The organism is Virgibacillus sp. NKC19-16 (genome assembly GCF_021560035.1).
In the GTDB taxonomy this organism is placed as follows: Bacteria; Bacillota; Bacilli; order Bacillales; family Amphibacillaceae; genus Virgibacillus_L; species Virgibacillus_L salidurans.
Genome location: NZ_CP074373.1, coordinates 3,659,100 through 3,684,791, shown reverse-complemented (window position 1 = coordinate 3,684,791; position 25,692 = coordinate 3,659,100). Strand labels below are relative to the sequence as shown.

Annotated in this window: 29 protein-coding genes, 2 pseudogenes and 1 riboswitch; of the genes and pseudogenes, 21 read left to right on the top strand and 10 right to left on the bottom strand. The window is 41.0% G+C overall.

Translation table 11 applies throughout. From position 1 onward, the window contains the following. The first annotated feature begins 261 nt into the window (after positions 1-261). The 6 genes and pseudogenes from KFZ58_RS18370 to metA all read left to right on the top strand — a co-directional run bounded on the left by KFZ58_RS18370 (position 262) and on the right by metA (position 4,912). Positions 262-612, top strand: a complete 351-nt coding sequence (locus KFZ58_RS18370) for a helix-turn-helix domain-containing protein (protein WP_235792734.1) — start codon at positions 262-264, stop codon at positions 610-612. A 104-nt stretch (positions 613-716) separates the two neighbouring features. Continuing rightward, entirely contained in the window at positions 717-1,064 is a 348-nt protein-coding gene (locus tag KFZ58_RS18365; protein ID WP_235792733.1) for a hypothetical protein, read from the top strand. Positions 1,065-1,494: 430 nt separating this feature from the next. Next, positions 1,495-1,917, top strand: coding sequence for a pyridoxamine 5'-phosphate oxidase family protein (locus KFZ58_RS18360; protein ID WP_235792732.1), 423 nt, complete (start codon positions 1,495-1,497; stop codon positions 1,915-1,917). A 100-nt stretch (positions 1,918-2,017) separates the two neighbouring features. Further along, positions 2,018-2,539 carry a D-glycero-alpha-D-manno-heptose-1,7-bisphosphate 7-phosphatase gene (locus KFZ58_RS18355; protein ID WP_235794779.1) on the top strand — a complete coding sequence of 174 codons (522 nt, stop codon included), beginning with the start codon at positions 2,018-2,020 and terminating at the stop codon, positions 2,537-2,539. Positions 2,540-2,659: 120 nt separating this feature from the next. Continuing rightward, positions 2,660-2,765, top strand: a riboswitch (SAM riboswitch). Positions 2,766-2,831: 66 nt separating this feature from the next. Further along, positions 2,832-3,945 (top strand): annotated as a pseudogene (locus KFZ58_RS18350) (5-methyltetrahydropteroyltriglutamate--homocysteine S-methyltransferase). A 58-nt stretch (positions 3,946-4,003) separates the two neighbouring features. Continuing rightward, positions 4,004-4,912 (top strand): homoserine O-acetyltransferase MetA, encoded by a 909-nt coding sequence (gene metA / locus KFZ58_RS18345; RefSeq protein WP_235792731.1) that lies wholly within the window; start codon positions 4,004-4,006, stop codon positions 4,910-4,912. Positions 4,913-4,975: 63 nt separating this feature from the next. On the opposite strand, the gene KFZ58_RS18340 is transcribed toward metA, so the two are convergent. Further along, on the bottom strand, positions 4,976-5,518 hold the full coding sequence (locus KFZ58_RS18340; protein ID WP_235792729.1) for a CBO0543 family protein: 543 nt from the start codon (positions 5,516-5,518) through the stop codon (positions 4,976-4,978). A 192-nt stretch (positions 5,519-5,710) separates the two neighbouring features. On the opposite strand from KFZ58_RS18340, the pseudogene KFZ58_RS18335 reads away from it, so the two are divergent. Further along, positions 5,711-6,441: pseudogene (locus tag KFZ58_RS18335) on the top strand (hypothetical protein). 9 nt (positions 6,442-6,450) lie between these two features. After that, a complete protein-coding gene (locus tag KFZ58_RS18330) occupies positions 6,451-6,909 on the top strand; it encodes a hypothetical protein (protein ID WP_235792728.1) in 459 nt (152 codons plus the stop codon). A gap of 18 nt (positions 6,910-6,927) precedes the next feature. On the opposite strand, the gene KFZ58_RS18325 is transcribed toward KFZ58_RS18330, so the two are convergent. Further along, positions 6,928-7,800 (bottom strand): DnaD domain-containing protein, encoded by an 873-nt coding sequence (locus tag KFZ58_RS18325; RefSeq protein ID WP_235792727.1) that lies wholly within the window; start codon positions 7,798-7,800, stop codon positions 6,928-6,930. A gap of 287 nt (positions 7,801-8,087) precedes the next feature. Between KFZ58_RS18325 and KFZ58_RS18320 the strand changes: the two genes are divergently transcribed. Then, positions 8,088-8,483 (top strand): CidA/LrgA family protein, encoded by a 396-nt coding sequence (locus KFZ58_RS18320; RefSeq protein WP_235792725.1) that lies wholly within the window; start codon positions 8,088-8,090, stop codon positions 8,481-8,483. Beyond that, positions 8,476-9,165, top strand: a complete 690-nt coding sequence (locus tag KFZ58_RS18315) for an LrgB family protein (RefSeq protein ID WP_235792724.1) — start codon at positions 8,476-8,478, stop codon at positions 9,163-9,165. Before KFZ58_RS18320 ends, KFZ58_RS18315 begins: the two co-directional genes overlap by 8 nt. A gap of 53 nt (positions 9,166-9,218) precedes the next feature. Here KFZ58_RS18315 and KFZ58_RS18310 read toward each other — a convergent pair whose 3' ends face one another. Both KFZ58_RS18310 and KFZ58_RS18305 read right to left on the bottom strand, forming a co-directional pair. Continuing rightward, entirely contained in the window at positions 9,219-9,659 is a 441-nt protein-coding gene (locus KFZ58_RS18310; RefSeq protein WP_235792723.1) for a DUF2512 family protein, read from the bottom strand. Between the two features lie 123 nt (positions 9,660-9,782). Further along, positions 9,783-10,577 (bottom strand): N-acetylmuramoyl-L-alanine amidase, encoded by a 795-nt coding sequence (locus KFZ58_RS18305; RefSeq protein WP_235792722.1) that lies wholly within the window; start codon positions 10,575-10,577, stop codon positions 9,783-9,785. Between the two features lie 353 nt (positions 10,578-10,930). Between KFZ58_RS18305 and KFZ58_RS18300 the strand changes: the two genes are divergently transcribed. From KFZ58_RS18300 to KFZ58_RS19425, 4 genes are all read left to right on the top strand, one after another. Then, a complete protein-coding gene (locus KFZ58_RS18300; RefSeq protein ID WP_235792720.1) occupies positions 10,931-11,212 on the top strand; it encodes a LysR substrate-binding domain-containing protein in 282 nt (93 codons plus the stop codon). Positions 11,213-11,230: 18 nt separating this feature from the next. Next, positions 11,231-11,845, top strand: a complete 615-nt coding sequence (locus KFZ58_RS18295; protein ID WP_235792719.1) for an RraA family protein — start codon at positions 11,231-11,233, stop codon at positions 11,843-11,845. Further along, complete coding sequence (locus KFZ58_RS18290) at positions 11,842-12,039, top strand: hypothetical protein (RefSeq protein ID WP_235792718.1); 198 nt, start codon at positions 11,842-11,844, stop codon at positions 12,037-12,039. Before KFZ58_RS18295 ends, KFZ58_RS18290 begins: the two co-directional genes overlap by 4 nt. 198 nt (positions 12,040-12,237) lie before the next feature. Beyond that, the gene (locus tag KFZ58_RS19425) at positions 12,238-12,441 is read left to right on the top strand and encodes a GNAT family N-acetyltransferase (RefSeq protein WP_370642342.1); all 204 of its coding nucleotides are present in this window, start codon (positions 12,238-12,240) and stop codon (positions 12,439-12,441) included. A 101-nt stretch (positions 12,442-12,542) separates the two neighbouring features. Here KFZ58_RS19425 and KFZ58_RS18280 read toward each other — a convergent pair whose 3' ends face one another. After that, positions 12,543-13,751: a DUF418 domain-containing protein gene (locus tag KFZ58_RS18280; protein WP_235792717.1), complete on the bottom strand. Its 1,209-nt coding sequence runs from the start codon at positions 13,749-13,751 to the stop codon at positions 12,543-12,545. Positions 13,752-13,976: 225 nt separating this feature from the next. Then, a complete protein-coding gene (locus KFZ58_RS18275) occupies positions 13,977-15,455 on the bottom strand; it encodes a flavin monoamine oxidase family protein (protein ID WP_235792716.1) in 1,479 nt (492 codons plus the stop codon). Between the two features lie 172 nt (positions 15,456-15,627). On the opposite strand from KFZ58_RS18275, the gene KFZ58_RS18270 reads away from it, so the two are divergent. The 4 genes from KFZ58_RS18270 to KFZ58_RS18255 all read left to right on the top strand — a co-directional run bounded on the left by KFZ58_RS18270 (position 15,628) and on the right by KFZ58_RS18255 (position 19,589). Next, complete coding sequence (locus KFZ58_RS18270; RefSeq protein ID WP_235792282.1) at positions 15,628-16,992, top strand: IS4 family transposase; 1,365 nt, start codon at positions 15,628-15,630, stop codon at positions 16,990-16,992. A 256-nt stretch (positions 16,993-17,248) separates the two neighbouring features. Next, on the top strand, positions 17,249-18,484 hold the full coding sequence (locus KFZ58_RS18265; RefSeq protein WP_235792715.1) for a winged helix-turn-helix domain-containing protein: 1,236 nt from the start codon (positions 17,249-17,251) through the stop codon (positions 18,482-18,484). Positions 18,485-18,528: 44 nt separating this feature from the next. Continuing rightward, entirely contained in the window at positions 18,529-18,864 is a 336-nt protein-coding gene (locus tag KFZ58_RS18260) for an MGMT family protein (RefSeq protein WP_235792714.1), read from the top strand. A gap of 80 nt (positions 18,865-18,944) precedes the next feature. After that, complete coding sequence (locus KFZ58_RS18255) at positions 18,945-19,589, top strand: SDR family oxidoreductase (RefSeq protein ID WP_235792713.1); 645 nt, start codon at positions 18,945-18,947, stop codon at positions 19,587-19,589. A gap of 152 nt (positions 19,590-19,741) precedes the next feature. Here the strand turns inward: KFZ58_RS18255 and KFZ58_RS18250 are convergent, their stop codons facing one another. Next, the gene (locus KFZ58_RS18250; protein ID WP_235792712.1) at positions 19,742-20,362 is read right to left on the bottom strand and encodes an NUDIX hydrolase; all 621 of its coding nucleotides are present in this window, start codon (positions 20,360-20,362) and stop codon (positions 19,742-19,744) included. 373 nt (positions 20,363-20,735) lie between these two features. Here KFZ58_RS18250 and KFZ58_RS18245 point away from each other — a divergent pair, with 373 nt between their 5' ends. Together KFZ58_RS18245 and KFZ58_RS18240 are read left to right on the top strand one after the other, a co-directional pair. Next, positions 20,736-21,380: a 5-bromo-4-chloroindolyl phosphate hydrolysis family protein gene (locus KFZ58_RS18245; protein ID WP_235792711.1), complete on the top strand. Its 645-nt coding sequence runs from the start codon at positions 20,736-20,738 to the stop codon at positions 21,378-21,380. Beyond that, positions 21,377-22,540 (top strand): toxic anion resistance protein, encoded by a 1,164-nt coding sequence (locus KFZ58_RS18240; RefSeq protein WP_235792710.1) that lies wholly within the window; start codon positions 21,377-21,379, stop codon positions 22,538-22,540. Before KFZ58_RS18245 ends, KFZ58_RS18240 begins: the two co-directional genes overlap by 4 nt. A gap of 30 nt (positions 22,541-22,570) precedes the next feature. On the opposite strand, the gene KFZ58_RS18235 is transcribed toward KFZ58_RS18240, so the two are convergent. After that, positions 22,571-22,720, bottom strand: a complete 150-nt coding sequence (locus KFZ58_RS18235; protein WP_235792709.1) for a hypothetical protein — start codon at positions 22,718-22,720, stop codon at positions 22,571-22,573. A gap of 112 nt (positions 22,721-22,832) precedes the next feature. Between KFZ58_RS18235 and aroD the strand changes: the two genes are divergently transcribed. Then, complete coding sequence (gene aroD / locus KFZ58_RS18230; protein ID WP_235792707.1) at positions 22,833-23,591, top strand: type I 3-dehydroquinate dehydratase; 759 nt, start codon at positions 22,833-22,835, stop codon at positions 23,589-23,591. A 354-nt stretch (positions 23,592-23,945) separates the two neighbouring features. Here the strand turns inward: aroD and pstB are convergent, their stop codons facing one another. Both pstB and pstA read right to left on the bottom strand, forming a co-directional pair. Continuing rightward, a complete protein-coding gene (gene pstB / locus KFZ58_RS18225) occupies positions 23,946-24,779 on the bottom strand; it encodes a phosphate ABC transporter ATP-binding protein PstB (RefSeq protein WP_235792706.1) in 834 nt (277 codons plus the stop codon). A gap of 27 nt (positions 24,780-24,806) precedes the next feature. Further along, a complete protein-coding gene (gene pstA, locus KFZ58_RS18220) occupies positions 24,807-25,691 on the bottom strand; it encodes a phosphate ABC transporter permease PstA (protein WP_235792705.1) in 885 nt (294 codons plus the stop codon). Position 25,692: the final 1 nt, after the last annotated feature.

Sequence of the window (25,692 nt, the reverse complement as noted above, 5' to 3'; positions counted from 1 at the left end):
GGGTTATATTCTTACCATGTGTAAAATGTAGGATTTCATGCGAGGGTAAGGGTAATTTTTTGGGACGAAGGGACAGGAACGGTGTCTTTTTGTTGTTGTTGAGACGAGGAACCTCCCCTTTCTCCATAAATTTCAAACTTTTAATTAAGTTAATTCTTAGTAAAGTTTTTTAAATCGAAGGCCTAATTCTACATCTTTACGCCAATTTGTGATACAATAGGAATAAATATAATATTTAGAAAAATAAATGGAGTGAAACAGATGAGTAATATTGCATCGAGACTAATACAATTAAGGGAAGAAAAAGGATTATCGCCAGAGGAATTGGCTAATGAATTGCATTTTGCGAAAACAATTATTTGGAGTTATGAGCTTGGTAAGAAGCAACCGATCCCCAGTCATGTTAGTAAGATTGCTGAATATTTTGATGTGGACGTGGACTATTTACTAGGTGAAGAGACAAAATCATCAGGGGTAAACCTGCAGCATGCAAAGGATCTGGAGAGTTATAACTTATATGTGGATGATATCAAGTTGACCGATGAGGAAATAGAAGAAGCAATTGCCTATATCAAGGCAAGAAGGCTTATGAAAAATAATATGGCTATATAAGGGGAAGGTGAAAGGGTACTTTGCCCCCTCCCTTCCGTCAATTGATTGATAGATTGGGTGTTTATGTATTATGATAGATACAACAATTTACGGGAGGGTTGCCAATGAATGCGTTAGAGGTATGGAACAAAATACAAAAGCGAGATTACGAGTTTGAGATACATACAGTACCCAGAAATCATCAGGAACCATTATGGTTTGCTGTAATTCCTGCAGACGACACCTTAATTATAAAACCCACCACATTTAAAAAACCAAGTGTGAATATATCGAAAAACAGAAAGATCAGTTTCAAAGAATTCGAGCGTGTCCATGTTTTTTATGATCGTTGGAGCAGCGGGGAACCAGGTGTGAGGAAAGAAGCATCCTATGTATCGAAAAATACAGCATATATTTTTGCATTGATTGAAAGGTTTGAGAAAAAGCATGGGGTCGGTTCTTCTGCTTCTTAAGGAGGCGGGAGAACCTGTCCACATGCTTTTTTAAGGAGGTTAAAAAATTTCAGTTACCGATTTAAAAGCTGCTCAAAAATGGTCTAAAATTCCTAAGGACATCCAGATGCAGCTTCTTAGCAATGTGTTTTGTGTCAACTGCATGGAAACTACTATCGTCGATTATGACATGCATAACGACAAGCATGGAATATTGCTTAAAGGAAAATGCAAAAAATGCGGGGAAGATGTTGCTAGACTTATTGAGGATAATTAAGAAAGGGTAATTTAATTTAGAGGTAATCGCTAACCTTAGGGAGAGCGGTCACCTTTTTTATTTTACAGTAATATACATTCCAAGCCACATCCATTTCTGAAGTCAGGAAAATGTTTATTTTTCAAGAGCAGAAGGAATACTATTTACACCAGCAACAAAAAGGAGTGTATAGTAATGAGTCAAACTGAGATCAAAGCAACCGTTGAAAAAATTCTAAAAAGCAGCTACGTTGGCCCGATGGCAACAGTGAAGAATAATAAGCCCCATACAAGGTACATGACGTTTTTCAATGAAGGATTGAAGCTCTATACGTTAACGAGCAAGGAAACGGATAAGGCGGAGGAAATTGAAGCGAATCCTTTCACGCATATTCTGCTCGGATACGATGGTGAAGGATTTGGTGATGATTATGTGGAATATCAAGGGAAGGTCTCCTTTAATAATTCAGAAGCACTGAAAAAGGAGCTGTGGAATGACACGATGAAAATTTATTTTGATGGCCCAGAGGACCCAGAACTTGTCTTGCTGGAGATTAATCCAACTGCCATCCGGGTTATGAATAAAAAAGGAGAAGCACCAAAGGAATTGGAATTCTAAGGATGAACTGGGACGGCTCTTCTGCTTTTTAGGAAGCAAAAGGGCTGCCCCGTGCTTCCCCGTTGATTTGTGCAAGTAACATATGGAAGAAGGTAATGTCATGAACATCGGCATGTTTCTTGACCGGGATGGTGTAATCAATGAGGTACTCACCAATCGGGTGAAATTCGTAAATAAGCCAAAGGACTTCCATTTGCTAAGTGGTGTAGGCGAAGCTGTAAGGCGGTTCAATGATTTGGGATTTAAGGTTTTCGTTGTAACGAATCAGGGGGGGATCGGGCTTGGCTATATGCAAGAAACTGCTTTAGAGGCAGTACATACAAAGATGAAAAAAGATTTAGCCGCATTTGGTGCAACCATCGATGACATCGCTTATTGCCCCCACAAGCCACATGCGAATTGTGCCTGCCGTAAGCCGAAGCCGCAAATGATTTTGGATTTTGCAGAAAAACATGATATTGATTTAGATCAAAGTTATATGGTAGGGGACCGCGAGCCGGATATTGAAGCAGGGAAGGAAGCGGGTGTTAGGACCATTCTTATTGGAAATAGGAAAGAAACACGAGCAGATGCAGACATGTTTTTTCCAGATCTTATTTCGGTTGCACAGTGGATAGGGTGACACACGTATGCATGCTACCCTTTGTCGTTAGTATTGTGAGGGTTGTCCATGCTTCCTTGCTTTTTATCTATAAAAATGCTACTATCGTTTGTATAGTAATTCAAATAATTCAGGTAACGATTCTTATTAAGAGAGGCTGAGGGACTAAGCCCAGTGACGCTTCAGCAACCTGTTATTATAACAAGGTGCTACTTCTAGCAAGTTGATGAAACTTGGAAGATAAGAAGATGATCGCATGATAGTGCCTCTTCTTAATCGAAGGGGCCTTTTTTGATTAAAGGAGCGGAATACCATGACAACAACAAAATTAGATAGCAAGGCACCATTCAAAGCAGACCATGTGGGTAGTTTTCTAAGACCGGAACGCCTTAAACAGGCAAGAGCCCAGAATGCAAATGGAGAAATTTCCGCCCAGCAGCTTCGTACTATTGAAGATGAAGAAATAAGCAAACTTGTCGAAAAGCAGAAGGAAGCAGGACTTACGTCGATAACCGACGGGGAATTTCGCCGTTCATGGTGGCATTTTGACTTTCTAGAAAATTTGGGTGGTGTGGAAGGATTCGAATCAAACACTGGATTGAAGTTTGATGGCATTGAAACAACTGCCCATGCGATTCGTGTAACAGGCAACGTTGATTTTAATGAAGATCATCCATTCCTAGATCATTTCAAGTTTTTGCGAGGAAAAGTAGGAGAGGATCATGTTGCCAAGCAGACCATTCCAAGCCCTAATATGCTCCTAGTTCGGGCGGAGATTGATAATGAAGTTTATGGTGATATTGAGGATTTGTTGAGGGATTTGACAAATGCCTATAAAAAAGCGATTCAGGCTTTTTATGATGCGGGATGCCGCTATTTACAGCTTGATGACACGTCATGGGCTTCCTTTTTATCGGAAGAGGGGGAACAATCGCTCCGCGCGGAAGGGTATGAGCCTGCCGAACTGCAAAAATTATGCAAACGCGCTATCAATGAATCCATCGCCGATCGTCCAGATGATCTTCTGGTTACCATGCATATTTGCCGGGGCAATTACCGTTCGTTATTTCAGTTCTGGTTCGTATGATAAGGCATCGGAAACGATATTTAATGGTCTGAATGTTGACGGGCTTTTTCTTGAATTTGACGACGGGCGTTCCGGTGGATTCGAACCGCTGAAACATGTGAACAGGGATGATCTGCATGTTGTTCTAGGTTTAGTTACATCCAAATTTGCTGAGCTGGAAAATAAAGCCCTTGTAAAAGAGCGAATTGCTGAAGCGGCTGGATATCTATCCTATGATAACCTATGTCTTAGCCCGCAATGTGGATTTGCTTCAACGGAAGAGGGTAATGATTTAACGGAAGATCAGCAATGGGATAAAATCCGCCATATTGTAGAAATTTCTGAAGAAGTGTGGCAATAAACAGGTGCGAGTTTTAACGTTGTTAATAGAATAAGTATGCAGGAGGGAGAGATGTCAGTTGCCAATAAACATACCGAAAGAATTGCCTGCAACGGAAGTATTAAAACAAGAGAAAATTTTTGTGATGGATGAAGATCGGGCAAGGATGCAAGACATTCGTCCACTTAATATAATCATCTTAAATTTAATGCCGGAAAAGGAAAGGACGGAGTTACAGCTCCTGCGTTTATTGGGGAATACGCCCCTGCAGGTAAATATCACGTTCTTAAGAATGCGGACACATGAATCGAAAACTGTAAGCAAATCCCATTTGGATACGTTCTACACAACCTTTGAAAACATCAAAGATCGCCGGTATGATGGAATGATTGTTACCGGAGCCCCAATTGAGCATCTGCCATTTGAAGATGTAAACTATTGGGGAGAATTAACAGAGATCATGGAATGGACAAAAGAGAATGTGACTTCTGTTTTGAACATTTGCTGGGGTGCCCAGGCCGCATTGTACTATCATTATGGGATTGGTAAATATGAGCTGCCGGAAAAATTATTCGGCGTTTATAATCATCTGGTGTCTGATCCCAAAATAAAGCTGGTTCGTGGATTTGATGAAATTTTCAACGCTCCACATTCCAGGTATACAACCGTTTCGATGGAAGAAATTCAAAATGATCCACGCCTGACCTTACTTTCTTCCTCAAGTGAGGCTGGTGCGTTTATTGTTATTTCCAACGATGAAAAACATATTATGATTACCGGTCATTTTGAATATGATGCTGAAACACTTGCTGAGGAATACACGCGGGATCACCAGAGGGGTCTGGATACAAGCATACCGGAGAACTATTTTCCAGGTAATGACCCAAACGAAAGACCACCGAATACATGGCGGTCGCACACGCATTTGCTTTTTTATAATTGGCTTAATTACTATGTATATCAGCAAACCCCTTATCAATGGGATTAGCCACGATAAGCGAGTGACTCAACGCAAGGCACGGGCAGTCACTCGCTTTTTCTATGAAAAACGCTAAAATCCTTTGTCCCCGACCGCCTTATCGGCCATCCATTTCACGAAAACACCAATCAGAAAATAAAAAGGTGTAGAGTACCAATGCTCCCATCCAAGCAAGATATAAATACCTAACATCCCAAAAATGGGTTCCGCCACGAATACGGCAAAAAGCGATAATAAGAAAAGCCTAATAAGGTAAGGCCTCCATTTTCTAGCGTATTGATACAGAAGCATATAGCTTACTGGAATGATGGCGATATCGACAGTTAGTAATTTTTGTGTGAACGGTGCAAGTTGGTAGGCATAGGCCCATAAAGTTAAGAAAAGGCCAATCTCATCCAAAATTAATGCGATAATGCTTGCCATTAATCCGACCAGCAAGATGGCATTCAATCTCTTTTTATCCACTACAATTGCCCAAACGAACCAAAGCCCTACAGCGATAATCAGGAGGAACCACCACTGATAAGAGAAAATAATACTTTCAAAAAAGTACTCATTTTTAAATTGGACGAACCTTTTTTGCATTTCAATGATTTGCATGGCTGCTGGTTTCACCTTTCTTCAGATGTGAGCTAACCATAGGATTTGTTTTCCTATAAAAGATATACACACCTAATAACATACACTTCATTAGGATAAACGTTCTTTTTAAGGAAAGGTTATAAAAGACAGATAAATTTCGTAATAGGAGTCATTTCATTGAAAAATAACACTTCAGATAATAATGCCAGGCGGTACATTGCTCATATGACCGCGCTTGGTACAACACAGCTCCATTTAAGAAGTCCTTCGATCATTGCCTGGTGGAGTGCTGCTTTTCCGGGATTTGGACATTTGCTTTTATCAAAATATATCCGGGGTTTTGTCTTGTTTATTTGGGAAGTGATCGTTAATGTGAATGCGAATATTAATTTGGCAATCATGTATTCTTTTCAGGGTAACATTGATATGGTTGTTCAAGTGCTTGAGCCCAGATGGCTTTTAGTTTACTTGCCGGTTTACTTTTTTGGGATTTGGGATGGTCACCGAACAACGGTGGAAATGAACAAAATTTACATACTGGCAGACCGTGAAGAACATCGTTTCAATTTATTTAGCATAGAGGCACTGGAAATTAACTACTTGGATAAAAGAAGTCCAATAATGGCAGTTATATGGTCACTATTTGTCCCGGGACTCGGACAACTGTATAACCATCGAATTGTAACTGCATTTTTCATGATTATCTGGGGGTATTATTCTTTTATTTATCCCATTTTCTCGAGGCTGTCCTGCTTTTAACCTTAGGAGAAGTACAGCAGGCTACCGCCGTCCTGAAACCTGAATGGCTCCTGATGCTGCCTTCCATATTTGGTTTTTCCATTTACGATTCGTATGTGTATGCTGTCGAAAATAATAAGCTTTTTGAAAAAGAACAACGGCAATTTTTAAAAGATAATTATCAAAATCCCAATTTCCAAATCAAAGGGAAAAAGTGAAGTGATAAGATGCAGCTATTCTCCGTTTTTGATAATGATGCTCATATAGAGATGGCGATTTCCACCCTGGAAAAAGAGGGAATAAAAAAAGAAAGCATTTATGCGATTCCCCTCGATAAGCGAATGGAAGAACGAAAATTGTTTGATAGCCTCCACACTTCAGATGGCACATCACTTATCGATATCGGAGCAGCGCTTGCAACGGCTTTTGCTGTTGCTGGAACCAGTATAGGCTTCGAATTGGCATGGGGCCCGATATGGTGGGGGTTAATTGCTGCTTTTATTGGTTTTGTTCTGGGATTCGTAATTCGGCTGTTCACGGAAAAAGTCATCAAAAAGCGAAAACGGCTTTTAAAAGGCAAAAAGCCTGAAGTCATTTTAATTATTGATTGCAAGGAAGAGCAAGGTGAGCTAGTTGAAAATATTCTTTGGGAGCATTTGGCTTTGGGGGTTGGGAAGGTGGAGTGAAGGGATATTCACCCAACTTCAACCCTCATGTTTCTCACTCTTCAACTTTGCCAGCATTCTATCCACTTTCTCCAGTTCTCGCTGCTCGTCTTTGCTTACAGGTTTATCTGCTAAGCTTTTCTTCTGTTCCCTTTCCCTAAACCAGTCCGGCACAATTTCCTGCTGATAGTTGCCACCTCCACCAGATCTGTACGGTTGTTTTTGTTGCTGTTGATTATAAAAGGCTACTTCCTCGGCATGCGCCTGCTTAACAGTGGTGATTCCTTTCTTTGCCCAGTTTTTCAAGATGCTTTTCACATATCCCCAGCTGGCCTTATTGCGTTCCAAGGCACGCTTTAGCGCTTCAAGTACCAAGGCATCACCAACATCATTCGTCCAGTTCAAAAGGTCATCAGCTACATAGGCAGTGATGACACCGAAGTTTTCCTGGTAGAATCGCGCGGCATCTGTTGTATTTGTTTTCTTTTGTTTATTTTTTTGTTTATGTTTAAAGAATGGAGTCGGAATGCCCTCCACTTTGTCCTCCAAATTGTCCGCCGTTGTTTGCTCCTGTTGCACGGTGTCTTCTTTTTTGACCTCCGTTTTGCCGTTCAAATTGTCCGCCTTATTTTCATACAAGCAGACCATCCTGTATGCTGCAGCCTTATTCCCGCTCCCTGATGTAACATGAATAAATCCGTTATCCTCCAATTCTTTGCGCGCCCGTCGTAAAGGAGTTTCGGCTAATCCTGCTTTTGCAATAAGCGTGGATACCGCAACGGTAAAATCTTCTTTCCATCCTAGACGATTATTAATGTCCATTAACGTAAACCACAAGGACCGGGCATTGACAGATATTGGCTCCAGGTCAATTTTTAAATGAAATGCATTGATTTGTTTGAGGTAGTTCATGGTTTTCATCCTTTCGATTTTGTATAGGGTTCTTCTAATCTACAATCGAAGGGAATTTGGAAATGGGGGTGTGGATTTTAAAAATTTTATGATTTGCTTGGGAAGCATGCAACATCTTAATTTTTCAGTTCAATCCTACTCAGACATGCCTAATTTTTGCTATACTAGGTTTTATGGTATGGCAGATAAGAAAGTATAAACTTTCTTATCTGCATAAGTGCGGGCTTTGCCTTTTGCCGTAAAATCTTGGCAAAAGGCAAGTTTGCTAAAAAATTGGAGTGACACATGTGCGTAATGTTTTAAAAATAATTATTCATATCGCCGTATTATACGTCATTTTTTTAGTAGGAAATGGGATTCAGCAATATTTTAATCTTTTCATACCAGGAAGTGTAATCGGGATGCTTCTGTTGTTTGTTTTGCTTATGACAGGTGTGATAAAGGCGTCTTGGATAGAGGAAGGTGCACGGACGATCATCAATCATTTGGCTTTATTTTTTATCCCTGCAACGGTAGGGGTTATAAATTATTTTGACCTTTTTGCCGGGAAGGGTTTCCTTCTCGTCATCATTGTTTTGCTAAGTACGGTGATGGTGATTGTGACTTCAGGGCATGTGAGTCAAATTCTGATGCGCAGGAAGGAAGGAAATCAGCTGCAAGAGGAGGAAAGAAGTCATGGTTAATTTTCTCATTGGATTGGCTGCAATTATTGGTACATTCGTTTTTTATCTAATTGGGCTGACCGTGCATCAGCGGTGGCGCTATACTTTTACAGCGCCAGTAATTATAGCAACAATCTTTATTGTTAGTACCTTGCTTATTTTTAATATTTCCTATGAGACATATATGATTGGCGGAGACTGGATAAACGAGTTGCTTGGGCCAGCGGTGGTGGCGCTCGCATATCCACTTTACCAGCATCGTACAACACTTAAAAAGTTGATGTTCCCGGTTTTGACAGGGACTGTGGTTGGAGCGGTTGTCGGTATTTTGTCTGGTGTCTTGCTTGCAAAATGGGCTGGCTTTGAGGAATTTCTGATTTATTCGCTTACGCCAAAAAGTGTAACAACACCTGTTGCGATGGAAGTTTCAACGACGCTGGGGGGAGAGGCTTCCTTGGCAGCTGTATTCGTTATGATCGCAGGAATTGGTGGTGTCATGCTTAGCTCATTGATTTTTAAATATACGCGGATGGATCACTATATTGGACGCGGTGTCGGCATCGGCAGTGGAAGTCATGCGATTGGAACAGCTACAGCAATGGAGCACAGTCAATTGGAAGGATCTGTTAGTACGATAGCGATGGTGGTGAGTGCGATTGTTGTGTCGGTAATTGCACCTTGGATGGTGATGATTTTCGTGTGATAGGGAAGAAGAGACCTCGATGGATGAGGTCTCTTCTGTTATGCATGATGCATTTATTTATCTTTATCTTCCGGATCGTAGGGGGAAGTTTCCTCAGATGCTTCTGTTTGCATCGCCCGATCCCTCGGATGGCCCTCACGCTCGTCGTGATGCACTTCATTGTATGCTGATTTGAAATATTTATGATAGAAATACTCAAATATAGTGACACCAACTGCTGCAACGAATGAAGCCATAAACCAGCCTTCACCAGTTGTAACACCGAAACTCATAAAATAAATGATCAAAAAAGCAGTGGCAAAATCAGCAATGGTTGCGATTGTATTATTAACGTTAGGCAGAATAACAACATCTCCCAAATAGCCAATCATTCCTAAGACTAATGTGATCAGAAAAACGTTGCCAAAGGACATGCCAAAACCAAAACCTAGGATCAAATACAACAAAAGTAACGTCCCAATAAATTTAACGGCGAATAACTTAATATGATTCATAAAAAAACGCCTCCTTTTGCCCCTATCTTCTGCAGAATTCCAGGATCTATGCACGGAGACGACAAGAAACGACAAAATTCGGGCAGTGCCTGTCACGCCCCGAACAGTGACAGGCACTGCCTCTTAGCTGATGATATATGCGTCTTCTATTCCAGCGTTTTTAACTGTATTTAGGTGATCTTCAGCATTTTCACGAGAGGAGAAGGCTCCTGCTTGCACTCTGTACCACGTTCTGCCGGAAATCGTAATGGAATCAACAAAAGCGTCGATGCCATTTGAGTTCAGGAAATCTACGCGTTCTTCTGCGTTTGATTTTGATTGAAAAGAACCGGCAATCACCCTGTAAATAGAACCGGAATCATCTTCTTGTTTACGCTCCAGATTAAATGCGCGCGCTAACCCATTCGCGTGACCTTGCGCAACTTCCCTGCGCCATGATGGACTTTTTAACAATGCGGCATCATGATCGTTATCAATGAACCCATTCTCGGTTAAAAGTGCTGACATAGATGTTTCCCGTAAAACATGGAAATTCGCCTTTTTCTGGCCGCGGTTCCTTAATCCATTCACGTCAGTAATTTCATCATGCAAAATATCCTGATACGCAGCAGTCTGAGAAGAATCAGACAGGCTACTGTGAATATAATCTTCATACCCTTGAGCAGAGCCATTGAAGGCATTACAATGAATGGATAAATAATAATCCGCACCCCAGGAATTAGCCTCATCAGTGCGCGCCTGCAAGCTTTTCGTTCTGTCATTGGAGCGACTCATCATCACGTCCACATCGTCATAATCATTTGTCAAAATATCCCTCAGGTGGCGTGCAATGTCTAAAACAATATCCTTTTCTTCTATTCCATTGCCTTGAGCACCAGGATCTGAGCCACCATGGCCCGGGTCTAAATAGACTTTCATTTATTTTTCCTCCATTTCTTTTTAAAATTTGGCGGGACATAGGGACAGGATTCTTGTCCCTATATTCATAAAGGGAAAGGGGATTTCCTTTTAGCCATAAAAGGACAATGTACCTGTCCCCGTCCCATATAGCTATAATATGGTGAAAAAAGAAATCCAATTGGACAGACATCTTAATTCTCTTTCATTTCCATTATTGTCACCGCCCTTTCTTTGTAATTAGTATCGAAATGAGTTGCGGTTTGGGGGTGTTTTTTGTTGAAATAATGTATGAAAAATTTTGAGTAGATAGTAATTTGAGGCGATTTTATATGGTAACATGAAGATAAGCAGCGTATTATATTTTTAATATTATGACTATTAAACAAAAAGGAGGAAACTCAAATCAAAGAGACTGGCAAACCTTATCGATGATTGATTCCTGCTGGAGTGATGATTATGAGATATCGATAACAGTGGGAATGATGGTTGATAGTATGGAAACCTGTAAAGAAATGGTGATTATGGGATTGGGGTATGCGATATTACCTACTTCTATGTTGGAAGGGAACAAAGGTATATACCGAGTTGATTTGTTTGATAAGAATACAAAGATAGTATCCAAATTTGTTGATTTCATAAAAACATGGAATTGAAATGAAAGGAGTGGGGTAATGTCTATCAATAATGTTGATGAATTTTCGAAGCTTCCGACTACCGCTGTCTCAGATGGGTTAAAGGGTTATAATACGATGGATTTTGCTATTAAGCCCTTATCCAACCATACCATTGCCGGGAGAGCGTATACGGTGAAAATGCCAAAAGGACAAAACAAGGAAGTCTTAAAAGCTATTAAAGAAGCAAGTGTTGGTGATGTGCTTGTCATTGATACGGAAGATGATACTTCAAAAGCTATCGCGGGAGATTTTATTTTAGGAATGGCCCAGACGCTAGGAATTAATGGGATCGTAACCAACGGGGTGATACGAGATATCGAGGGTATCAAAAAATTGGATTTTCCTGTATTTTGTAAAGGCACAACGACTAATGCCGGGAGTAAGTCAGATGAAGGCATCTCTAATGTTCCAGTAACCTGTGGTGGGGTCGTGGTGCAACAAGGAGATATTATCATTGGCGATACTGACGGAGTCGTTGTCGTTCCAAGGGAAATAGAAGCGGAAACATTGGAGAAAGCAAAGAAAAAAGTTCAAAAGGATGACGAAAGAGACGCCAAGGTCTCGGACAATGTGCAAGCAATTCATGAATATATAGATAATCTGCTTAAATGAGAAGTAAAAATAGGATTAAATTATTATTACTTTCTGAAATAATTTTACATGAAGAGATAAAAGCCTTTGTAAAATGGGTGAACTTAGAAAAATATAGTAATTTGCAACAGGTGTATGATAAATTAGAGAAAATTCCAGGAGGGGACGAGTTTCCTGTCCCTCCACACACCAATTTGATTAATAAAAATGAATAATCATTTCGCTATCATCAATGAACCACCAAGTCCTATTGAATATAACAATTTGCAATTGGAAGGTGGTATAAGTGGAAAGTCAGAATAAGCTGCAATAGTCGGTTTAAAAAATTCATTGTTCGCGGTGAGCATCTACGATAAGAGTACATTAATCGGGAGGGGTCGTATAATTGGTGATGGAGGGGCCTTTTTCAGATAGTGGATATCGTTGTAAAGCCAAATTATCAAGGTCAAGAACTAGGAAAGATGGTTATGAAGGAACTGATAACTTATCTAGACCAAAACACGTATGCCGGTTCTTACTTAAGTCTGATAGCTGATGATCCAGCTAACAAACTTTATGAACAATTTGGGTTTAGGTATACCTATCCCAGATCACATGGTATGTTTAGCATGTATTAAATTTGGGTTTTCCTAAATAGCGATCAGATCAGGCAGTAAGGGCTATTATTGAATAACGTATTTTTTAAAAATGATGGGGAGACGGGGCCTACCCCCCATCTTTACGCATACGTCCACTTACGCCACAGCCATTCCATCGGCCCTTGCTTGAACCGCTTTAAATAAAAGTGGCTCACAAAGACTTGAAAAACATAGATCACCAGAGCGATAAGAAAACCCATACTACTAGACACTTGGCCAAAGAGACCCGCTCCATAGCCATAAAATATGCCAACTGCAACAAGGGACTGGAGTAAATAATTGGTCAGTGCCATCCGTCCCACGGAAGCAAATGGCATGAGCAGTTGCTGTATTTTCCCATTGCGCAAAAGTAGGACTATTGCCGATACATAGAACAGCATCAGGAATGGCCCTGACACCATATTGATGCCTTGATAGAGGCCCTGCGTCAGATATGCCGGCAAGCCAAAAACATTATAAGCAACAGCTAATCCGAGAGTATTCAAAGGAATGCCGATGATGAGGCCAACTAAGCAAAGGGTCTTCCATTTGTTTATATTTGTTTTAACGTCTTGAAACATGTTCTTTTTACCCATATATAAGCCAATCAGAAAAAGTGGCAAAATAGATGGAACGACAAACAAAACCTGCATGAGGATCGGCATAGCCTCGTTTGTAATCCGGAAAGACAGGATCTCACCCAGGCTACCACTACTCATGATCGCCGCGCTCATCTCCGTCTCCTGCTCCATTTCAGCTGCACTTAACATCCCTTCATCAATACTATAATGTATACCCAAGCCACTAACCATTATAAAGGCTCCTGTGATTAACGAAGCGATTAACAATAGGCCCACAATCCAGAAAATAATCGTTTTTCCAGCGCGATGAAAGAAGAATGGGAGTAAGATTCCAGTAATCGCGTACACATGCAAAATATCGCCACTCCAAATAAAAAAGAGATGGAAAAGTCCAAGCACGAGCAGAAAGACTATTCTTCTATAGAAAACCACTCTAGGAGAAATCTCTTTATCTTCTAATCGCTTGTAGAAAATATAGAATCCAAGACCAAACAACAATGAAAACATGGGATAGAACTTTCCGACGACAAAAAACTCTGTAAACAAGGTCGCACCTGCATTTAAGAGCCCCTCAGGCAGCGTATTGCCTTGAATAAAAACGTCTATATCTGTAAAAGCAAGTGTTTTAAAAGCTACCATATTGGCTAGTAGAATGCCAAATATGGCAAAACCTCGTATAATATCAAGTGAGTGAATTCGTTCATGTGGTGCAATCGTATTTGGTCGCATAACAGTCCCACCTTAACAACATAATTTTCCAATAATAAGTATAACCTATCTTGAATTAGCCGTCGAGGGACATTTAAGGAAAAGATCACTCATGCGTACAATTCGCGTGCATTTAGGCGCCTCCATTCTATAATTAGTCTAGAATCCCGTTATTATTTTTTATATAAATGTTTCCTTTTGTGAAACCAAAAAAGTATAAAATCGTGTATGATTTTACACTCGTATTCAAATTTTATCTGTCCTCCCATTCACCTCATAAGCAGAACGAATTCCGGATTCAATAGCCCCTTCGATCCATCCGTGAAAGGACGAAGTATGCTCTCCAGCGAAATGCAGCCTTCCTTCAGGTCGTGTGATTTCGTTGGCAAAATTGGTTCTCTGTCCCGGGGTATATATTGTGAAACATCCAGCAGAAAAGGGGTTCTCACTCCAATTGAAAGATACACTCTGCACATATTCATGGTAAACCTGGTCTCCGTAAATTTTCGCCAGGTCCTTCAATACATAATAAATGATGTCCTCATGAGACAAACTATTCCACAACAACGCATTCTGCCCCCATGTATAGCTGGCAAGAAGTACAGCTGCTCCAGTACTGCCAATATAGTGACTCGGGGTAAACGTAGCCCGTGTGGGAAGATCGGAAACAATGTTACCGCCCTGAAACCTCTCCCAAAAACGGTGTTTGAATTCAATGCCGACTTTTACAGCGGGTACATTTTTGAGCTCTCGAATTGCCTGCCATTTTTTAAAGGAAATAGAATGATACGGGGCGACATCGATTAATTGAAATACGGGGAATGGAATTGTGGTAATAGCAAAGTCTCCTGAAAATGCCTGTGCCACCCCGGTGACCTGGTTTTTGGTTATAAGGCGCACTTCTGCGTCATTTTGTATAACTTTTTCCACCTTTTGATCACATAAAATGTTGCTATAAAGCTCTGGCAGAAAGGACAGGGGAATTTGGTCATTCCCGCCTGTAACTTCATAGAACTTAGCATCATCATTAAAAATTGGGAGAATAATATTTGTTAATATATCAACGAAGGAAAGAGCGGTTATCCCTTCAATTCCAAAAAACACATTGATTTTATTGATGGCATTCACCGACAAAGAAGGGCCTATGGGGTTATATCGCAAAAATTCGTTCATCGAATAGCGATCATATTGTTTTGCTAGCTTTTCCTGTTGTTCAGGTGTACTGGTGGTGTAAAGGTCGATAAATGGCTGAACTGCTAAGAAGAAAAGTTCTTCCGCTGTTTTTCCTTTTTCCCAGTTCTCAACTGGAAACTCCAATATATCAGGGTTTTGCTCATAATAGGAGAGCGTGGTTCGTATGTTGTTGGTAAAAATGACATCATTTGGCGAAGTGCTAATAAAACGGTTGGTGCGGAGATGGAAACGGCGAATATATTCAGCTAAGAGGACATGAGTCCCGGGGAGTCGCATCGCCCCTACATCTAAATAATTCCCCTGGGTGAATGGCTTTCTCACTGTGTGAACTCTTCCGCCTAAGCGGTTGTTCCCTTCAAGGATGGTGACGTGATGTCCGGCTTGTTTCAATAAAGAAGCTGCGACAAGTCCGGACATGCCAGCCCCGACGATAATTATTTTTTTCGGCGAGGTGCTTCTGTTTAACCCTTTTCTGATAATAGCGAGCATATCATCTGGATACCTGAGTGAAGATACAGAACGTACTAGCAAATATTTTACCCCCTTTATTTACATTATGAAGGTCGGTGGAGGGATATGCTTTTATTAGGAGCCTTTTGGGGGGCTGTCCCCATAGCCATCAAGCTAAGCATATAACTTGGAAAAAAAGGAAATTTTTTACTAAACTTCTCTCAAAAATAATTATTGGGGAGGAGTTTTATTTATGTCAGACATGATCAAAGATAAAGAACTTCGAAATTTTAAGAAAGAATTGGAACATCTTTTTACTCCAAAGCAAGTTGAGCAGATAGCTAGAAGCGTAGATTTTACGCAAAGGAAATCAAAGCTTAAACCGGAATATTTCCTGCAGTTCTGCTCGTTCTTAGGTGAATCTATGGGAACGAAATCACTTACTGAATTATGTGCGCAGTTTTCTGGCCTTTTTGGATTACAAATTACTACAGAGGGATTAAATCAGCGTTTTGATGAAACGGCGGTGGATTTTTTGAAAAAGATCTTTCATTCTTTATTAATGACGCAGGTGGTGACTGCTCTGCCTATCGTTGAAAAACGATTGTTTAATACCATTCGAATTATGGATTCTACCGCCTTTGATTTACCCTCCGATTATAAGAAGTTTGAAGGCCCAAATGGATCCGGGATCAAAATTCAACTGGAATATGAATTATATCAAGGCATTTTTCGCCACCTTCAAGTACAAAATGGAAAAGATAATGACAGTACATATCCAGCATCTATTCAGAACGATATTGAGACCGGTGATTTATTTTTACGTGATTTGGGTTATTTCTCACAAAGAAATTTATTGACCATTGCCAAGAACGGCGGCTATTTTATAAGCAGATTAAAATCTGATACAAACCTTTATCAAAAAGATGAACAAGGAAATTGGCAGAAACTTAATACGATGGAAATAATGGATCCATTAAAGCCAGGTGAAGATATCGAACTAACGGATGTGCGAATCGGAGCGAAAAAGGAAGACCCACTTATAGCACGCGTGGTGATGACCAAGTTGACGGAGGAACAGGAACAACAGAGACAAGCTCAACTAAACATAAAAAATAGGAAGGGGAAAAGCACCCCTTCCGCACAGAAACATGTTTCCATCAACATGTTTGCCACCAATATACCACAGGAAATGGTAGGAAGTGAAGAAATTTACTCTCTTTATTCGTTGAGATGGCAAATTGAAATTTTATTTAAAACCTGGAAATCCTTATTCAAGATCGACGAAATAAAAGAGATGAAACAGGAACGATTCGAATGCCATTTATATGGTACATTGATACAAATCATTGTGTGCTCGGCTGCGGCCTTTCAATGCCGCAGGATCCTTTATAAAGAGGAACAAATGGAGGTAAGTGAATATAAATCTATAGACATCGTCAAAGAACATTTGTCTATAATATTTGCCATGACTAAGAAAGGAAAATTACCTAGATTTTTTAATCGGATTTATATAAGCATAAAAACAAATGGAAGGAAGAGTCGCAAACAGCAAAAGCCAACCGTATTTGACATCTTGCATATTGTTCATAAGCAATATGTTCCAGAAGTAGCGTAAAAGAACGGAAAAATATAATTATTTTCTGAAAAAAGTCTCCTCCAGAGGCTCATTTTGTCATGCGCTTTTTTAAATTAGGCGTGAGAAAATAAGAAGAGCTAACAAAATTAAATACTTCTACTTTATTATCTTTTGTTAGCTTGATGGCTATGGGGGCTGTCCCTCAGTGCTTTATCACTTTAGTATAGCGGGGGACAGGCCCCATACTATATAATATAAGATAGACAAGCTACTATTAACACAAGGTGGAGATATTATGAAGCCAATTCATGTAAGCAGGCGTGATGTTCGTCGCTTTTTACTTGATACGCAAAGCCTTCTTCACAGTGGTGAAGATACGGAGGCCTCCCGCTCTGTACTAGAATCCACTTTAAGGATGATTCGGCAGCTTGAGTGTGTTCAGCTTGACCCCATCGCCTCTGTTGAGCGTAATCAGCATCTTGTACTTGCAGCTCGAATTCCTGGATACGAGCCTCCAATGCTAAATGAGCTATTATCTCAAGGGGAGTTATTTGAGTATTGGGCGAATGCTGCTTGCACGATCCCAATGGAGGATTATCCGATATTTGAAGCAACTCGGAATCGATTTCGTTCGCGAACTCAAGCAGAACTGGATAAGCTTGAGCCTGCTGCATGTAATGTGTTGGAAAGATTGCACCGGGAAGGGGAGCTTCCTTCCCGGGATTTTCGTTCTACAGAGCGTGTCCACGGGGGATGGGACAATAAATTTCCCAAGACCAAAGCAACATCCCAAGCTCTTAATCTACTGCAAGACATCGGAAAGATTCGCGTTGTCAGGAGACAGGGAAGTGAGCGGTTTTTTGATCTGACAGCGCGTACTATACCGCCTGAATTACTGAAGAACGCTGAAAGCATAGACGAAGCTCAATCCAACGAGGCACTGTTGGAAAAATACTTGCGCGCCTATCGTGTGTTTGACGCTGGAGACGCTCGATTCGGTTGGCAAAAGTTAAGCGTAGCAGAACGTCGGGCGGCTATTATGAAGCGTGTTGACTCGGGAAAAGTTATCCCATTGGAAATCGAAGGCGTTCGCCAAAACTATTTTATATTGGCCACAGATCTTGATCAGCTAAGAGAACATAAACGAGGCGAGCAAGTATTTTCGCCGAACGAAGCACCAATCCGATTTCTTCCACCGCTGGATAACTTACTCTGGCGCCGGGAGCGTCTAGTCGACCTTTTTGACTTCACCTATAAGTGGGAGGTATATACACCAAAGGCCAAACGCCACTACGGCTATTACGCCATGCCAATTCTAGCCGGGGACCGCTTGATCGGCCGGATAGACCCTGGACTGGATAGAAAAAACAGGCGACTTCATATTCGCTTACTTCAGCTGGAACCCGATGTCGAGGTAACCGTCTATCTTCGCAAAAACATAAGACAAGCACTGGAGGCCTTTGCAGCATTTCATCAAGCAATTGATGTTATTATAGAACGAACGGATCCGCGGTGCCTGTCCCCTTTATGACTTTAGTGGAGCGGGGGGACAGGCACCTCAGGAGGAGTGAAAACATGAAGCAATTCACAGAGAACGTTCTTACAGTACTACACCAAATCCCTGAGGGGCAGGTGATGACATATGGGCAAGTTGCCCGTGCTGCGGGTAGTCCACGAGGAGCACGTCAGGTTGTTCGCATTTTATATTCCATGAGCCGCAAATATGATTTGCCTTGGCACCGAGTCATTAATGTAAAGGGACAGATTGCGTTGAAAAGTGAGGAAGGCATCATGAATCAGAAGTCGATGCTGGAGGATGAAGGTATAGAGGTTAGCGAGACGGGAAAAGTGGATTTGGATACATACCAATTTTATCCGGATATGATTTTGGATGAAGATGATAAACCTTGATTTGAAACCATTTGCTTGATAGCGGATAACAGTTGTGAAATAATTAAAAATATAAACCAATAAAAGGGAGGCATACTATCGTGAAAGTTCTTGTAATTGGTGCAAATGGACAAATTGGAAAACATATCGTCAATCAACTGCAAAACAGCAACGAACATACAGTAAGAGCGATGGTACGTAAAGAAGAGCAGGCTGAGGCCTTACAGCAATCCGGTGTAGAAGCTGTGGTGACTAATCTGGAAGGCAGTGTAGACGGGATTACAGAAGCAGCCAAAGGTTGTGATGCTGTTATCTTCACTGCTGGATCCGGGGCTAGTACTGGTTCGGATAAAACCATTTTAATCGATCTTGATGGTGCGGTGAAATCCATAGAGGCTGCAGAGCAAGCCGGAGCGAAACGCTTTATCATGGTTAGTGCTATTCAGACCCATAAGAGAGAAAACTGGAGTGAAAAGATTGCTCATTATTCTGCAGCTAAGCATTATGCAGATAGAATGCTAGAGGCAAGTGCTTTAAACTATACCATCCTCCGCCCAGGCGGCCTTCTAAACGAACCAGGCACCGGCAAAATTGCTGCAGCAGATAGCTTAAGCAGAGGTGACATTCCACGTGAGGACGTTGCCCGGACAGCTATCACAGCCTTAACCGAGGAAAATGCGCATACAAAAGCCTTTGATTTGATATCAGGCGACACAGATATTGCAGAAGCTTTGAAAAAAGTATAAACATGTATAAAGCAAACAGTAGCTCCCTACTGTTTGCCTTTTTCAGTGCCTGTACTGTCACCACCCGAAATTTGTCGAATAAAACCATATGTAAATAGGGTACATGAATCTTCTCTGTTCATGTACCCTTCATGCAAGGGTATTTCCTAATATTATTTTTTATCCAGCAACGCCAAAAAGTGTGTCAGTATCTTGGCTGTTAGCCCCCAAATTACTTTTCCGTCATATTGATAAAAAAGTTCATCGATTTGCCGCGTATGCCAGTTATAATTTTCCCCACCAACGATTAAGTCAAAAGGGAAATTCTCCTCTGGGACGACTTGAACATCCACTTTATATACATCCGGCTTTGTTTGGAGAAAAAAAGCCAAAGGTACAGTGAACACTTCTTCTACTTCGGCTTCACTTGGCTGAATTTGATCCAGATTCGTAATGCTGCCGATAAATGGATAAATCATTCTGCCGGAATCGGCCACGATGTAATCAAGTGGGATGATATCATCAATAGCAGCTTCGTTTATCCCGAGCTCTTCTGTTGTCTCACGGATTGCGCAGGCTCGAGGATCCTTGTCTATGCTATCTATTTTCCCACCTGGAAAACATATATCACCAGGCTGACTTCGCATCTTCATCGACCTGACTTCAAATAAAATATGAATTTCATTTTCTACTTCAATAAGTGGCAGCAGCACCGCAGACTTCCGAAACTGCTCCTGACCAAGGATGCCGGGCTGTCGATTCTGCAATTTTGAAATGATGTTTGATAGATTCATTCTAAAACCTCCATAAAACAGAACACACACTACTCTTTCTAGTATACTATATTCTACACCACAGTGAAAAATGCAGAACCACCGAACAGTGCCTGTACCACCCGTATTTTGTCGGAATGTGTCGTTAAAACGGATTCTTTCCCTCACTACATGAATGCGGTAGAGCGGTGAAGGGACAGGCCCCGGACTAGCATATCTTTTTCGGATATTAGGCATAATAATACCTCTCGCTTGGCACGAGGCACCGTCATGACGTAAAATGAAAGTGAAACCTTTTGCCGTTTTTAATCGTATAAGAGGTATGGACTTTTCTAAAGTTTATCCAATCCAAACTAATCTATCTAAATTGGATTTAATATAGGAGCTGGAAGATATGAAAGGATTTCTTCAATTTATAGTACGATCCATGTCCGCCACTTCAGCCACAGCCCTCACATGGCTGATCAGCTTTTTCGCCTTTGAGCAAACGATTTGGCTAGCTGGTCTGTACGGTATCCTTGGTGGAGGGGCAGTTTATATTTCCATGAAACAGATTATGGATTTCCGCCATCGAAAGCAGAATGGCCTGAGTCGTAGAGAATATAAATTTATCGAACAAAACCTGAAAGAAGCGAAGGAAAAAATAACACGTCTTAATCGAGCCTTACGAAGTGTCCGGAGTCTCGGACAAGCGAAGCAAAATTTTGAAACTATGATGACAGTGCGGAAAATTTATGCCAACACGAAAAAGGATCCAAAGCGTTTCTATAAAGCAGAACGCTTTTACTATGAACATTTGGACTCCCTTGTGGCATTAACCGAGAAATATGCGTATTTGTCCGAACAGCCATCGAGGACAAAAGAGATAAATCAGTCTTTGCGAGACACTCGTCACACGCTGGCGATCATGAACGAAACTGTTAAGAAGGATTTGCACATCATGCTGAATGATGACTTGGACATCTTGGATTTTGAACTGGATGTGGCCAAGCAATCCATAGACAAAAGGAAAAAACCAGATAGGAGGGCCTTGAAATGAATGAACAACATGAGCAGAAACGCTCGAACGAAATAGAAGATTTACTGGCAAATCCGTTTGGTAATCAGGAAAACGCCACGCAAGCCACCAATACTCAACAAGAGCAGGACAAGCCGCAAAGACAAATCGATCTTTTGGATGAAGAAAGCAGGCAACAAGCAATCCGGCTTGCAGAACAGATCGATTCGAATAATTATCAGGCAATCACCCAGTTTGGAACAGAAGCTCAGAACAAGCTGCTGAATTTTTCCCATTCGATGCTTGAGCATGTCCAAAGTAATGATGCTTCAGAAATCGGCGGGATTCTGGAAGACTTAATGAAAAAACTCGAGCAAGTAAACCCAGATGAATTACAGCCGGAGAAGCGTGGATTATTTTCCCGTATATTTGGAAAAATTCAGGGATCCGTCAATGAAATTCTCTCGAGATATCAAAAAACCGGTGCGCAAATTGACCGAATCAGTGTTAAACTGGATCATTATAAAAGTACATTAACCAAAGATAATGACATGCTGCAAGAAGTGTTTGATAAAAATAAAGATTATTTCGAGGCGTTGAATATTTATATTGCTGCCGGTGAAGTAAAGCAGGAGGAGCTAGAGCAGAAAACCATCCCCGAGCTGAAGCGAAAAGCCGAGCAGAGTCAGAATCAAATGGATGTGCAAGAGGTAAACGATAAACTGCAATTTGTCGAGCGACTTGATAAACGCATGCATGATTTGAAACTAAGCCGGCAAATCACCACACAAAGCGCGCCACAAATACGTCTTATTCAAAATACAAACCAAGCATTGGTCGAAAAAATTCAATCATCCATTCTAACCGCGATTCCACTTTGGAAAAATCAAATCGCAATTGCGCTCACACTGATCCGTCAGCGTCATGCTGTTGAGGCACAGAAACAAGTGTCTAACACAACGAATGAACTACTAGAAAGAAACTCAGAGATGCTAAAAACCAATTCCATCGAAACAGCGAAAGAAAATGAACGTGGCCTGGTTGATATTGAAACATTGAAGAAAACGCAGGAGGATCTTATCACAACCATCGAAGAAACGATGAATATCCAAACAGAAGGAAGGGAAAAACGCCAGCAGGCAGAAAAAGAAATAGCCAGTATGGAAAACGAACTAAAAGGGAAGCTGCTTGAATTGAAGTAGTGGAGCTCACAAAAAAGCTTGGGCAATGTCCTATTGTCCAAGCTTTTTATCTTTGCGATAATGATCAGGATAATCTAACGGACTCATATTAATCGCACGATCAATATCAAGATGCGGCTTGCCATGAACGGCCTCATTGGAAGCGATCGTGGTCTTGTTCTTCTTCTTCTTGTTTTTCATACATACTACCTCCTTAAGCGTAGTTTGCGCAATGTCTGGTCGACTCATTCTCTATTGCGAAAGTTTCAATAGTAAGTTACGATAAATGATAACGTTAAAGGAGTGAAATTTCATGACTGCAGAGCTATTTCATAACAAAAAGCCCCCTTATATTTGCATACCGTTAACTGGAAAAAATAAAGAAGAGATTCATGATGAGCTAAAAATGATTATCCCAAAGCAACCGGATTTAATTGAATGGCGTGCAGATTTCTTTGAAGAGATACATGATATTGATTCTGTTTTGGCTATAGCAGAGGAAATCGCCACGACTAGCAAAACGCCCATTCTATTCACCATTCGATCTGAAAAGGAAGGCGGAGAAAAGATCTCCGTAACGCAGGAAGAAAAGGTTCATTTATTAAGCGAAATATGTAAAAGTCCAGGTGTTGCAATCATTGATTTTGAAGTATCCAATGACCCAGAGCATATTAGAGAATTAAGAAGCGTCTCCAAAGAACATAACAAAAAATTGATCCTGTCTTATCATAATTTTAATTTTACACCAGAAAGCTCAGAAATAATGAAACGCGTATTCAAGGCTGAATTTTACGAAGCTGATATCGTTAAAGTAGCAGTCATGCCTGAAACAAAAGAGGATGTATTACGATTATTGGAAGTAACAAAGGAGGCGGATGATTCGCTCGCCATTCCTATTGTGACCATGTCGATGGGGCAAATGGGTAGTTTGAGCAGAATCATAGGCTGGGCATATGGCTCCATCATAACATTCGGCCTAGGTGTGCAAAGCTCAGCTCCAGGACAAGTACCAATAGACGACCTAAGGCAAATGATTGAAATGGTGCGGGAAACGGTGGGAGAGTGGGAGTGAAAAACATGAAAAGCCGACTGACATTGTAACTAACATCAATCGGCTAATTTGTTTCAAAAACATGGCAAACAGAGCGGCCGCGTATCACGCATTTACACGTTCTATCTTGCTTGCATGGCATGTAATTTTTTCATTGCAAACCTTGCTATCGGCTGTGCAGGAACGGTAACCGAGGGCGGTCCTAAATGCCGAAAGCGTGTGAAAGTTACCCAACTAATAACCTAAGTGGTTCATGGCCCCCAAAGAACACAGCAAAGCATCAAAAACACATACAAAAAAAGACCATCAAATCAACAAACAATTTGATAGTCATTTAACCTCATATTATCAATCAAGCTCACGCCAACACCTTTCCTACCCAAATCTCCCAGAAATATAATCCTCGGTTCGCTCATCAGCCGGGTTATTAAAAATCTTATCCGTTTTATCAAATTCAACCACTTCCCCGTGTAAGAAGAAAGCTGTTTTATCTGAGATTCGGGCAGCTTGTTGCATGTTGTGTGTAACAATGATAATGGAGTATTCTTTTTTAAGATCCTGAACGAGCTCTTCAATATGCGATGTTGATTTCGGGTCAAGGGATGAAGTTGGTTCATCCATTAAGATGACTTCCGGCTCAATAGCTAAGCAACGAGCGATACATAAACGCTGCTGCTGCCCGCCGGAAAGGCCGTATGCATTTTCGTTCAGTCGATCCTTGACTTCTTCCCAGAGAGAAGCTCCACGAAGGCTTTTTTCCACAATTTGATTTAGTACTTTTTTATTGCGGATACCATGGATTTTCGGGCCGTATGTGATATTTTCGTAAATAGATTTTGGAAATGGATTCGGTTTTTGAAAGACCATTCCAACGCGAGTCCGTAAATCCTCCACTTTAAAGGACTTATCCAAAATATTTTTGTCCTTATACGTGATATTGCCTGTCGTGCTAACGCTCGGGACAAGTTCCACCATACGATTTAATGTCTTGATAAATGTGGATTTGCCGCAGCCTGAAGGGCCGATGATTGCCGTCACTTCTTGTTCATGGATTGACAGATTAATATCTTTTAATGCGTGCGTATTCCCATACCATAGGTTTAAATCATTGGTGTTATAGACGCTTTTTTTATTTTCATCTGTGTTTTCTTCTGGATTTTTATTGTCTACTAATTTCAACTCTACTTTCTTTTCTAATGCAGTGCTCATTATTCATCACTACTCCTTTTTATAAAATTAATATCTTTGCTGAAACTTATTTCTTATAAATATTGCAATTGAGTTCAACAGTAACAACAATAAAAGCAATACAACAATGGTTGCAGCTGCTAGGTATGCATATTCCTCTGTTAGAACAGCATCAAGTGTCCAATAGTAAATTTGCATTGGCAGTGCGGTAAATGTGTCAAACAGTCCTTCCGGGAACGGAATTAAGAGTGCTGGTATACCGAGCGCTGTCAGCGGCGCTGTTTCGCCAATTGCGCGTGAAAGGGCTAAAATGGTGCCCGTCATGATCCCAGGCAATGCTGCTGGCAGAATGATCTTCTTGATGGTTTGCCATTTTGTTGCACCCATTCCGTAAGACGCTTCGCTTAAATCCTGTGGTACCGAACGGAGCGCTTCCTGTGCAGAAACAACGACAATAGGCATAATTAAGAGGGACAGTGTTAACCCTCCGGCTAAAACAACATTCCCAAGTTGCATGGCCCTTACAAAGATCGTCAATCCTAAGAGACCATATACGATGGACGGCACACCTGCAAGGTTAGCAATATTCGTTTGAATGAATGATTGAACACGTCCCTTTTTCGCATATAACTCAATATAAATGGCTGTACCTACTCCTAAAATAAAGGTAACAGGAACCACAACAAGCATTAGCCAGGCTGTCCCGAGGATCGCCCCCATGATACCCGCTTGTTCGGCATCTGTTGATAATCTGCCTGTCAGGAAGTTCCAATCGATCCAGCCGATGCTTTGGCTGATAACACGGATCAATAGAATTGCCAGTACAATAAGCCCGGAGATCGTTGCCAGGAAAAATACCCCTTTGGCAATTTTATTTTTTCTAACTCGGGCGTTCATTCTATTTTCGAATTGATTTGTATCTAAGTGCTCCATT